Source organism: Micromonospora sp. Utrum1 (assembly GCF_057197805.1).
In genome coordinates this window covers 6625100-6635941 of record NZ_CM170071.1, presented here as the reverse complement: position 1 = coordinate 6635941, position 10842 = coordinate 6625100, and the positions used below count along the sequence as shown (strand labels likewise).

At 74.4% G+C, this 10842-nt stretch carries 12 protein-coding genes and 2 tRNA genes; 9 read left to right on the top strand and 5 right to left on the bottom strand.

What is annotated here, in order from left to right; translation table 11 throughout:
• Positions 1 to 105: 105 nt before the first annotated feature.
• The 5 genes from AC0OLQ_RS31190 to AC0OLQ_RS31170 all read left to right on the top strand — a co-directional run bounded on the left by AC0OLQ_RS31190 (position 106) and on the right by AC0OLQ_RS31170 (position 2231).
• A complete protein-coding gene (locus AC0OLQ_RS31190) occupies positions 106 to 615 on the top strand; it encodes a SigE family RNA polymerase sigma factor (RefSeq protein WP_484532483.1) in 510 nt (169 codons plus the stop codon).
• A complete protein-coding gene (locus tag AC0OLQ_RS31185) occupies positions 605 to 1528 on the top strand; it encodes a hypothetical protein (protein ID WP_484529160.1) in 924 nt (307 codons plus the stop codon). Before AC0OLQ_RS31190 ends, AC0OLQ_RS31185 begins: the two co-directional genes overlap by 11 nt.
• A gap of 59 nt (positions 1529 to 1587) precedes the next feature.
• Positions 1588 to 1661: transfer RNA gene (locus AC0OLQ_RS31180), tRNA-Met, on the top strand.
• Between the two features lie 137 nt (positions 1662 to 1798).
• Positions 1799 to 1872, top strand: a tRNA-Met gene (locus AC0OLQ_RS31175).
• A 110-nt stretch (positions 1873 to 1982) separates the two neighbouring features.
• On the top strand, positions 1983 to 2231 hold the full coding sequence (locus AC0OLQ_RS31170; protein ID WP_151465371.1) for a hypothetical protein: 249 nt from the start codon (positions 1983 to 1985) through the stop codon (positions 2229 to 2231).
• 45 nt (positions 2232 to 2276) lie between these two features.
• Here AC0OLQ_RS31170 and AC0OLQ_RS31165 read toward each other — a convergent pair whose 3' ends face one another.
• On the bottom strand, positions 2277 to 3596 hold the full coding sequence (locus AC0OLQ_RS31165) for an ABC transporter substrate-binding protein (protein WP_484529159.1): 1320 nt from the start codon (positions 3594 to 3596) through the stop codon (positions 2277 to 2279).
• A 130-nt stretch (positions 3597 to 3726) separates the two neighbouring features.
• On the opposite strand from AC0OLQ_RS31165, the gene AC0OLQ_RS31160 reads away from it, so the two are divergent.
• Entirely contained in the window at positions 3727 to 4560 is an 834-nt protein-coding gene (locus AC0OLQ_RS31160) for a phosphoribosylaminoimidazolesuccinocarboxamide synthase (protein ID WP_484529158.1), read from the top strand.
• 1 nt (position 4561) lies between these two features.
• Here AC0OLQ_RS31160 and glpK read toward each other — a convergent pair whose 3' ends face one another.
• Entirely contained in the window at positions 4562 to 6046 is a 1485-nt protein-coding gene (glpK, locus tag AC0OLQ_RS31155; protein ID WP_484529157.1) for a glycerol kinase GlpK, read from the bottom strand.
• Positions 6047 to 6111: 65 nt separating this feature from the next.
• On the opposite strand from glpK, the gene AC0OLQ_RS31150 reads away from it, so the two are divergent.
• Entirely contained in the window at positions 6112 to 7050 is a 939-nt protein-coding gene (locus AC0OLQ_RS31150; RefSeq protein WP_484529156.1) for a ribose-phosphate diphosphokinase, read from the top strand.
• A gap of 22 nt (positions 7051 to 7072) precedes the next feature.
• Here the strand turns inward: AC0OLQ_RS31150 and AC0OLQ_RS31145 are convergent, their stop codons facing one another.
• Positions 7073 to 7537 (bottom strand): ATP-binding protein, encoded by a 465-nt coding sequence (locus AC0OLQ_RS31145; protein WP_484529155.1) that lies wholly within the window; start codon positions 7535 to 7537, stop codon positions 7073 to 7075.
• Between the two features lie 115 nt (positions 7538 to 7652).
• Here AC0OLQ_RS31145 and macS point away from each other — a divergent pair, with 115 nt between their 5' ends.
• Positions 7653 to 8777, top strand: coding sequence for a MacS family sensor histidine kinase (macS, locus tag AC0OLQ_RS31140; RefSeq protein ID WP_484529154.1), 1125 nt, complete (start codon positions 7653 to 7655; stop codon positions 8775 to 8777).
• A gap of 11 nt (positions 8778 to 8788) precedes the next feature.
• Positions 8789 to 9421 carry a response regulator gene (locus AC0OLQ_RS31135; RefSeq protein ID WP_484532482.1) on the top strand — a complete coding sequence of 211 codons (633 nt, stop codon included), beginning with the start codon at positions 8789 to 8791 and terminating at the stop codon, positions 9419 to 9421.
• Positions 9422 to 9424: 3 nt separating this feature from the next.
• Here AC0OLQ_RS31135 and AC0OLQ_RS31130 read toward each other — a convergent pair whose 3' ends face one another.
• Positions 9425 to 9997, bottom strand: coding sequence for a DUF5709 domain-containing protein (locus tag AC0OLQ_RS31130; RefSeq protein WP_484529153.1), 573 nt, complete (start codon positions 9995 to 9997; stop codon positions 9425 to 9427).
• Between the two features lie 80 nt (positions 9998 to 10077).
• Positions 10078 to 10809 (bottom strand): ATP-binding protein, encoded by a 732-nt coding sequence (locus AC0OLQ_RS31125; RefSeq protein WP_484529152.1) that lies wholly within the window; start codon positions 10807 to 10809, stop codon positions 10078 to 10080.
• Positions 10810 to 10842: the final 33 nt, after the last annotated feature.

The following is a 10842-nucleotide window of genomic DNA, read 5'->3' as shown; positions in this document are numbered from 1 at the left end:
GTCCGGACCACGGGCTCGTGTCGCATTCCAGACGGAACACCCGCAACCCGGTGCCCGCCTCCACCGTCATCAGAGCAGGTGGGCGTGAGGGAGGCGGGAATCCAGATGCGCGATGTGAACAGCTTCGACGACTTCTACCGCAGCACGTCGGGCCGGTTGCTCCGGTACGGCTACGCGGTGGCCGGTGACCCCGGCGAGGCCCAGGATCTCGTGCAGGAGGCGTACGCCCGGGCCTGGCGGCAGTGGGGGAAGCTGGCCACCCACCCGGCCCCGGAGGCCTGGCTGCGGCTGGTGATCAGCCGCCTGGCCGCCGACCGCTGGCGGCGGCTGCGCGGCTGGCGGCTCGCGGCCAGCCGCACCGGTCCGCCCGACGACGTCGGGCCACCGGGCGAGGACACCGTGCTGCTGGTCGGCGCGCTGCGGCAACTGCCCGCCCGGCATCGGCAGGCCCTCGCCCTGCACTACCTGTTCGACCTGTCGGTGGAGGAGATCGCCCGGGAGGCCGCCGTCCCCACCGGCACCGTGAAGTCCTGGCTGTCTCGCGGCCGGGCCCGGCTGGCCGAGCTGCTGCCCGGCGTGGCCGACGAGGAGCTGGAGGTGAACGATGTCGCGTGAGCTGAACCGCCTCTACCGGGCGCTCGCCGCGGACACCGACGAGCGGGTGCTCCCGGCGCCGGACCGGCTGCGCCGGCTGGCCGACCGCCGGGCCCGGCACCGGGCCGCGTTCGGGGCGCTGACCGTCGCCGTACTGGTCGCCGGCACCGCCGCCGGCACGCGGTGGGTGCTCGCCGCCGCGCCGGAGGCCGACCCCGGGCCGCCCGCCACCACCGGCAGCCCGTCGCCGTCGCCCACCGCGACCCCGCCCTCTCCGCTGCCGAGCCCCACGACCCCGCCACCCCTGGTACGCACCCCGGACGCGCCGCCGAAGACGAGCGCCCGGCCGCCGGCCGCAAGCCCGACGAGCATTCCGGACCGGGCCTTCTTCACCCTGGCCGCCGCCAACGACGCCGGCACCGGCAACGCGTTCGTCCCGGGACCGGTGCTGCCGGCGCTCTGCGGCGCCACGCCCGGCGAGGCGGGGATCGTCGCCCGCCGCGCCCGCAGCCTGGCGTTCAAGCTGAGCGCCACCCCGACGGGGTACATCCCGGACGGCAGCTACCGGCACAGCATCACCGTCTACCGGCCCGGGCGGGCCGACGATGCGCTGGCCGAGCTGCGGCAGGCCGTGCATGACTGCCCGACCCAGCCGGGGGCGGAGGGCGGCGAAGGGCTGACGTCGACCCAGCGGCTGCTGCCGGACGCCGGCTACGGCGACGAGTCGGTGCTGTTCGAGGTGCGCCGGCCCGCCGCGGACCACGAGGGCGGCCCGGCCGTGACGGAGGTGGTCCGGCTGGTCCGCGCGGTGCGGATCGGGGACGTGGTGACGGTGCTCTGGGAACAGGGCTGGGAGGGGACGTCGAGCCCGCGGTCCCAGGTCGACAAGGACAGCCGGCGGGCGGTGCTGGCGATCCGCGACTGGTTGCGCTGAGTGCGCCCCGGACCCGTTTTGCGGGTCCGGGGCCTCGTGCGCTACGGTTAACGAGCCGACGCGGGGTGGAGCAGCTCGGTAGCTCGCTGGGCTCATAACCCAGAGGTCGCAGGTTCAAATCCTGTCCCCGCTACTGTCACGAAGGGCCCCGGAGGAAACTCCGGGGCCCTTCGCCGTGCCGGGTGTCGAGGTGGCCTCGGAGCCCCCGCGGCGGGATCGGGGAACCCGGCTGATCTCCACGGCGGACATGAGATAGGCTGTACAAGCCGACGCGGGGTGGAGCAGCTCGGTAGCTCGCTGGGCTCATAACCCAGAGGTCGCAGGTTCAAATCCTGTCCCCGCTACTGTCAGGAAAGGCCCCGGAGGAAACTCCGGGGCCTTTCGTCGTATCCGGGCAATGGTGATCCGGCCCGTCCGTCCTGCCCCGGTTGCGCTTCTCGGCGAGGATGGGGGCATGTCTGGTTGGAACAGATGGTGGGGCCGCCTCAGCGCGGTCCTCGGTGCGGTCGTGCTCTCGGTGTTCGTGCCGGTCGCGGCCTGGGCCTCCACGGGTACGGGCGAGCTGGTGGTGGAGGCCGCCCGGCGGCGGTCGCGGGGCGGCTTCGGCTTCCTCGGGCTGCTCTGCTGCCTGGTGGTGGTCGTGGTGATCGTGCTGTTGGTGCTGCGCCTGATGCGCGGCCGGCGCGGCGGCCCGCCGCGCTGACGGGAACCGGTCCGCCCGCCGCGCCCCGGGCGCGGCGGGCGGCGGTCACTCGGCCAGGGCGGCGGTCGCCTGGGCCATGAAGCGTGAGGTCGCCGTGCGGGCGCCTGAGCGCTTGGCCCGGATGCTCTCGGCGGCGTCGATGAGCAGGGTACGCACCTTGGCGTGCCCCTTCGGCGGCGGCGCGGGCGCCGGCCCGGACAGCTCGTCCAGCTCCGCGCCGAGGGCCACCACCCGCTTCTCGGTGCGGTCGGTGACGCCGTCGACCACGAACGCGCGGACCGGGGCGGCGGCGTTCAAACCGCGTTCGATGCCGAGGATCCGGCCGGCCTCCACGTTGGTGGTCAGGAAGTTGATCACGTCGACCACCACGTCCGGGTGACGGCTGCCGCGGAAGGCCGCCCAGTACATCGACGCCCGGGGCCACTGCGCCGCGGGGGTGCCCGGGAAGGCGGTCAGGCCCAGCTCGTCGTCGGTGAGCTGCTGCAGCTCCGGCAACTGGTGCGACCAGGCGAACGACGCGGCCGCGTGGCCGGTGACCACGAGCTGGCGGGCCAGCTCGCCGCTGTCGGCCTGCTCCACCAGGGCGGCGCTCGGGGTGGCCCGGTCGTATCGGGCGACCTCCCAGAACTCGAACCAGTCGAGCAGCTCGCCGGAGCTGAAGCCGAGCTGCCGCCCTTGGTACAGCTCGCTGCCCTGGCCGCGCAGCCAGAGCCAGAGCGCGCGGTAGTCGCCGGACGGGTCCATGGTGCCGGCCACTCGGCTGCCGGAGGCTCGGGTGACCCGGGCGGCCCACCGCACGTACTCCCGCCACGACATGCCGGTGCCCGGCTCGGGCACCCGGAGCCGGCCCAGCAGGTCGCGGTTGTAGACCAGCGCGGCGCTGGTCTGCGCGGCGGGCACCGCCACGGTCCGGTCGTCCACCCGGCCGTACCGGGCCAGGTGCTCGGGAAGGCCGCGCAGGTCGAGCCGGTTGTCGGCCACGTAGGCGCTGAGGTCGAGGACGATCTCGCGGTGGGCGTACTCGGTGAGCACGGTGTCGTCGATCTGGAACAGGTCGGGCACGTTGCCCCCGGTGGCCTGCGTGGCCAGCCGGTCGTAGTAGCCGGTCAGCCCCTGCCAGGTCACCCGGAAGCTGACCCGGGGGTTCTGCTGGGAGTAGAGGTGCAGCGCCTTCTCGGTCGCCTCGGCCCGGCGGGTCCCGCCCCACCAGAACACCGACAGCTCGATCGGGCCGTCCTCGACCGGGGTCTCCTCCTCCGGGCCGCAGCCGGCCAGCCCGCCGGTGAGCAGCGGCAACCCGGCCAGCGCGCCGAGCAGCCGCCGCCGGTCGACGACGGGGCGGGGTACGGACTGCGGTGCGCGCACGGGTTTCTCCGGGGTGCGGACGGCGGCTGGTGCGGACGGACCATTTACACAGGCCCCGGGCGGGGGTGTCAACGCCGGGACGGCCGGTGGCCGCACCGGGCGCCGACTCCGCCCATGGTGTACTAGCGCCGTGGAACTTCTGCACTCGGGCAAGGTCCGGGACGTCTACGCCGACGGCGCGGACCTGATCCTGGTCGCCTCCGACCGCATCTCCATCTACGACGTGGCGCTGCCGACCCCGATTCCGGACAAGGGCCGCCTGCTCACCGCGCTGTCGCTGTGGTGGTTCGAGCAGTTGGCCGACCTGGTGCCGAACCACGTGATCTCGGCCACCGACGTGCCGGCGGAGTTCGCCGGCCGGGCGATCCGCTGCCGGCGGCTGGACATGGTCCAGGTCGAGTGCGTGGCCCGCGGCTACCTCACCGGCGGCGGCTTCGCCGAATACCAGCGCACCGGCGCGGTCTCCGGCGTCGAACTGCCCCGCGGCCTGGTGGAGGCGTCGATCCTGCCCGAGCCGATCTTCACCCCGTCGTCTAAGGCGCCCAAGGGTGAGCACGACGAGCCGATCACCTACGCCGAGGTGGTCGACAAGGTGGGTGCGGAGACCGCCGAGCGGCTGCGGCAGATCACCATCGACGTCTACCGGCGGGGCGCGGAGATCGCCGCCGACCGGGGCATCCTGATCGCCGACACCAAGATCGAGCTGGGCTGGGCGCCGGACGGCACCCTGGTCCTCGCCGACGAGCTGCTCACCTCCGACTCGTCCCGGTTCTGGCCGGCCGAGTCCTACCAGCCGGGCCGCGCCCAGTTCTCCTTCGACAAGCAGTACGTCCGCGACTGGGCCACCGGCAGCGGCTGGGACCGGCAGCCGCCCGCCCCCGAGGTGCCCGCCGAGGTGGTCGAGGCGACCCGGGCTCGCTACGTCGAGGTCTACGAGAAGCTCACCGGCAACCGCTGGGACTGACTCACTCCACCCAGTCGAGGCTGCGCTGTACGGCCTTGCGCCAGTTGCGCAGCTCCCGCTCCCGGTGCGCCGGGTCCATGTCGGGCGTCCACCGCGCGTCCGACCGCCACTGCGCGCGCAGCGTCTCCAGGTCGGGCCAGAAGCCGACCGCCAGGCCGGCCGCGTACGCGGCGCCGAGGCAGGTGGTCTCGGTGATCCGGGAGCGGACCACCGGCACGTCGAGGACGTCGGCGAGGAACTGCATGAGCAGCGCGTTGCCGGTCATCCCGCCGTCCACCCGCAGCCGGCGAAGCGCCACGTCCGAGTCGGCGTTCATGGCGTCGACCACCTCGCGGGTCTGCCAGGCCGAGGCCTCCAGCACCGCCCGGGCCAGGTGCCCCCTGGTGATGTAGCCGGTCAGTCCGGCGATCACCCCGCGGGCGTCGCTGCGCCAGTGCGGGGCGAAGAGGCCGGAGAAGGCCGGCACCACGTAGCAGCCGCCGTTGTCGTCGACCGTGCGGGCCAGCTCCTCGACCTCGGGGGCGGTGGAGATCAGGCCGAGGTTGTCGCGCAGCCACTGCACCAGCGAGCCGGTGACCGCGATGGCGCCCTCCAGGGCGTACACGGCGGGGTGGCCGTCGATCCGGTAGGCGACGGTGGTGAGCAGGCCGTGCCGGGAGGGGACCGGGCTGGCCCCGGTGTTGAGCAGCAGGAAGCTGCCGGTGCCGTAGGTGCACTTGGCCTCGCCGGGCTGGAAGCAGGTCTGCCCGAACAGGGCGGCCTGCTGGTCGCCGAGCGCGCTGGCCACCGGCACCCCGGCGAGCACGCCGTCGGCGGTGCCGTAGACCTCGGCCGAGCAGCGGATCTCGGGCAGCATGGCGGCCGGGATGCGCAGCGCGTCGAGCAGCTCCGGATCCCAGTCCAGGGTCTCCAGGTCCATCAGCATGGTGCGGCTGGCGTTCGTCACGTCGGTGACGTGCCGCCCGGTGAGCTTCCAGATCAACCAGCTGTCCATGGTGCCGAAGAGCACCTCGCCCCGCTCGGCCCGGCCCCGCAGGCCGTCGACGTGGTCGAGCAGCCAGCGCAGCTTCGGGCCGGCGAAGTAGGTGGCCAGGGTCAGGCCGGTGCGGGCGCGCAGCCGCTCCTCGTCGTACGCCTCGGCCAGCTCGCGCAGCAGCGGCCCGGTGCGGGTGTCCTGCCAGACCACGGCGTTCGCCACCGGCCGGCCGGTCGCCCGGTCCCAGACCACGGTGGTCTCCCGCTGGTTGGTGATGCCCACGGCCGCCAGCCCGTCCGGCCCGGTGCCGGCGGCGGCGAGCGCCTCCAGCACCACCTGCTGGACGTTGGCCCAGATCTCCTCGGCGTCGTGCTCCACCCAGCCCGGCCGAGGGAAGATCTGCCGGTGTTCGCGCTGCGCCACGGAGACGATCTCCCCGGCCCGGTCGAAGACGATGCACCGCGAGGAGGTGGTGCCCTGATCGATGGCGGCGACGAACTCTCCGGTCACCGCAGCACCGTACCCGCCGGGAGCGTCCACCGTCTCGCCCCGATCCACCCGTACGATCAGCAGACGTGCGTGACATTGCCGTGTTCAGCGGGACCGCCCACCCGGACCTCGCCGCCGAGATCTGTGCCCACCTCGACGTTCCGCTGCACCCGGTGCGGGTGTCCCGGTTCGCCAACGACTGCCTCGAGGTGCAGTTGCAGGCGAACTGCCGGGAGCGCGACGTCTTCCTCATCCAGCCGCTGGTGCCGCCGGTGCAGGAGCACCTGGTCGAGCTGCTGCTCATGATCGACGCGGCCCGCGGCGCGTCCGCCGGCCGGATCACCGTGGTGCTGCCGCACTACGCGTACGCCCGGTCGGACAAGAAGGACGCCCCGCGCATCTCGATCGGCGGCCGGCTGGTCGCCGACCTGCTCACCTCGGCCGGCGCGCACCGGGTGCTCGCCATGACCCTGCACTCGCCGCAGGTGCACGGGTTCTTCAGCGTCCCGGTGGACCACCTGCACGCGCTGCGTGAGCTGGCCGCCCACTTCAAGGGCGGGGACCTGAGCAACACCGTGGTGGTCTCGCCGGACCTGGGCAACGCCAAGGAGGCGGCGGCGTTCGCCCGGATGCTCGGCACCCCGGTCGCGGCCGGCGCGAAGCAGCGGTTCAGCGACGACCGGGTGCGGATCAGCGCCATCATCGGTGACGTGGCGGACCGGGACGTCATCGTGCTGGACGACGAGATCGCCAAGGGCAGCACGGTGATCGAGCTGATGAGCCACCTGCGGGAGCGGAACGTCCGCTCGATCCGGCTGGCCTGCACCCACGGCCTCTTCTCCAGCGGCGCGTTGAAGCGGCTCAGCGAGCAGGACGGGGTGCTGGAGGTCGTCTGCACCAACACGGTGCCGATCCCGGAGGAGAAGCGGGTGCCGAAGCTGGAGGTGCTCTCGGTGGCGCCGGCCCTGGCCGAGGCGATGCGGCGGATCCACAACGGCGAGTCGGTGAGCGCCCTCTTCGGCTGAGGCGGCCCCGCGGCCCGCAAGGTCAGTTGTCGGTCGCGCCGGTGAGGGGCTGGGCGGCCAGCGCCGCGGTGATCCGCACGATCGTGCCGGCCTCGCCGGTCTCCACCGCCATGGTGTCGCTCAACTCCCGGGCCAGCCAGAGGCCCCAGCCGCCGGCGGTGTCCGGGGCGGGCCGGGCCCGGTCGCGGAGTCGGTGCACGCTGATCCCGTGGCCGTGGTCGGCGACCTCGCAGACCAGTTCGGCGGGGCCGCGCCACAGCCGCAGCCGGCCCTGGCCGCCGCCGTGCCGGACGGCGTTGGTGATCAGCTCGTTGATCGCCAGCACGAAGTCGTCCAGCCGTTGCCCGCCCAACCCCGCCGCGTGCGCGCACGAGGTGACCGAGTGGCGCAGCTCGGTCACCTGGGCCTGGTTGAAGGCCTCGGCGATGAGGAGGGAAGGTTCGATGGGCACAACCGTACGCGGTGCGGGGGAATCTGCGTTCGTCATGGCCCCGTCCCGGCGATGGATCTCGGTGATTTTCGCGGCATTTCCACCGTACGTCAGGGTTTCTCGCGCCGCACCTCGCGGCCCGCGGCTGGGCGGCTGTGGCAGGGTGTCGGCCATGCCGTCGTCCCCGGGGGGCCTGGAGGTCCCGCTCTGGCGGTCCATCGCGGTGTTCCGCTTCGCCTCGCTGGCGTACGTGGGGCTGCTGGTCCTCCGCGACGCGGACCGCTACGCGCACCCGGTCGCCGCCGGCGGCGTACTCCTGGGGATGCTGGCCTGGACCGGGGCGACCGCGGCCGGCTACGCGCGGCCGGCCTGGCGGCGCTGGCCGCTGCTCCTGGCCGACCTCGGCGTCGTGCTGGCGATCATGCTGGCCACGCCGTGGCTGGTCGGCCGGGCGGCGCTCGCCGCGGGCGTGCCGACCCTGACCGTCGCCTGGCTGGCCGCGCCGGTGCTGGCCTGGGCGGTCTCCGGCGGCCGGCGGCGCGGTGCGGTGGCCGCGCTGGTGCTCGGCGGGGCCGACCTGGCCACCCGGGAGCGGATCAGCCAGTCCTCGCTCACCGGGGCGATCCTCATGCTGCTGGCCGGCGTGGTGGTGGGGCACGTGGCCCGGCTGGCCGTGGAGGCCGAGGCGCGGCTGCAACGGGCGGTGGAGCTGGAGGCGGCCACCCGGGAGCGGGAGCGGCTGGCCCGGGACATCCACGACTCGGTGCTCCAGGTGCTGGCGCTGGTCCGGCGGCGCGGGGCCGACCTGGACGGCGAGGCCGCGGAGCTGGCCCGGCTGGCCGGCGAGCAGGAGGCCGCGCTGCGCGCGCTGATCGGCCGGGCGGGCGCCGCGCCGGACGGCGCGGGCGACGCCCGGGACCTGCGCGACCTGCTCGACCGGTACGCCTCGACGACGGTGCAGGTGGCCGCGCCGGCCACCCCGGTGCCGCTGCCCGGACGGGTGGCCGGCGAACTGGCCGCAGCGGTCGGCGCGGCGCTGGACAACGTGGCCCGGCACGCCGGCGGGCGGGCCTGGGTGCTGATCGAGGACGAGGGGGAGACGGTGACCGTCTCGGTACGCGACGAGGGACCGGGGATCCCGGAGGGGCGGCTGGCCGAGGCCGCCGCGCAGGGCCGGCTCGGGATGGCCCAGTCCATCCGGGGCCGGGTGGCCGACCTGGGCGGCGAGGTGCGGGTCGTCTCCGCCCCGGGTGCCGGGACCGAGATCGAGCTGACCGTGCCGCGGAGCCGCCGGTGAGCATCCGGGTCATGGTGGTCGACGACCACCCGATGTGGCGGGAGGGCGTGGCCCGCGACCTCACCGAGGCCGGGCACGTGGTGGTGGCGACCAGCGGGGAGGGGCGCCAGGCGGTCCGGGTGGCTGCCGCCGCCCGCCCCGACGTCGTGGTGCTCGACCTGCAACTGCCGGACGTTTCGGGCGTCGAGGTGATCCTCGGGCTGCGGGCCGTGCTGCCCGAGGTGCGGGTGCTGATGCTGTCGGCCAGCGGGGAGCCGCAGAGCGTGCTGGACGCGGTGAAGGCCGGCGCCACCGGTTACCTGTTGAAGTCGGCCGCGCCGGCCGAGTTCCTGGACGCGGTGCGCCGCACGGCGGCCGGCGAGCCGGTCTTCACCCCGGGCCTGGCCGGGCTGGTGCTGGGGGAGTACCGCCGGCTGGCCGCCGCGCCGGCCGCCCCGCACGACGACGCACCCCGGCTCACCGAGCGGGAGACCGAGGTGCTGCGTCTGGTGGCGAAGGGCCTGTCGTACAAGCAGATCGCCGAGCGGCTCGGGCTCTCCCACCGGACGGTGCAGAACCACGTGCAGAACACGCTCGGCAAGCTCCAGCTGCACAACAGGGTGGAGCTGACCCGGTACGCGATCGAGCGGGGCCTGGACGACTGAGGCTCAGGTCGCCTCGGGCGGCCGGGTCTCGTGGACGGCCAGTTCCTCCGCGGTCGCCCCGCCGCCGGCCGCGCCGGCGTCGTACGCGACGTTGTCGGTCTCCTGGTCGGTGTGCGCGCCCTCGTCCGGTTCGACCAGCCGCCCCACCTGGTGGTCGGCGACCGTGCCGAGCTGGCCGTGGTCGTAAATGGAGACCGGGGAGTGCGGGTCGGAGGTCGGACCCGGGTCGATCACGTCGGCGTCGAGCTGGGCCTGCGCGGCGGCCTCCTCGCTGTCCGCCTCCGCGGCGATGTCCGGGTCGACCGAGCCGGCCAGCGGGTCGTCGGCGGGGCGCTCGTACAGCTCCCGCTGGAGCTTGTAGTCCAGCGACTCGCCGTCGAGCTGCTCCTCGGCGGTGGTGCCGAAGCGGTCCACGGCCACCGGGGTGCGGTCAGCGGGCAACTGGGCCGGCTCCGGCCCGTCCGCCTCGCGTCCCGTCAGGACGTCGTCGTTGGCGGTCGAGTCGTCGTCGGCGGTGTCCGGCAGGCCCTCCGCCTCAGGGTCGGACACGGGGGTGGGGTACTCGTCGTCGCGCATGACCGGGAACTACCCACTGCGCTCGCCGGACTAACCGCTTCCGGCGGGGTGGATCGGGAGGAACGGGGCGAAAAGGGCCCTCAGCCCACGAGCGAGGCCTCGTCCTCGGCGTGCAGGACGCACCAGACGACCTTGCCACCGGGCAACAGTGGAGTGCTGCCCCAGCGCCGGGCCACCGTGTCGATCAACAGCAGTCCCCGCCCGCCGGTGGAGGTGAGCGGGGCCAGCCCGGCGTACGCCGGCCGCCGGTCGGAGTGGTCCCGGACCGCCAGGTGCAGTGTGCTGTCCCGGGGCGCCAGCCGGACCGTCATGGGCGTCCCGGCGTGCGCGACCACGTTGTTGACCATCTCAGTGACCGCGATGGAGGCCGGCTCGGCCAACTCCGGCACGCCCCACCGGGCGCAGCCGTCGGTGACCAGCGCCCGCGCCTCCCGGGCCGCCCCCACCACCGGAGGCAGGTCGGCGGTGAGCACCGCGGCCAGCGGCGCGTCCCGCAGCGCCGCCTGCGCCGAGTCGAGGGACCGGTGGACCGGTGCGACGCCGTTCGACCGGCCGGCCGGGTCGAGCACCAGCAGGCCGGCGGCGGGCCAGTCGGCCGCCACGTGATGCACCTGGTCGAGCACGCCCCGGGCCGCCGGGTCGGCGATCCGCACCCCGGACAGGTCGACGATCAGCGCGCCCGGCCGCTGCCAGAGTCGGGCGAGCAGCGCGCCCCGGACGGCATCGAGCCCGGCCAGGTCCAGCACGCCGGTGAGCCGGACGAGCGCGGAGGACTCATCCGTCTCGACCAGGCAGCGCACGTCCGTCGGCATGATCGTCCCATTGTGCATGCCCGCCCTCCGACG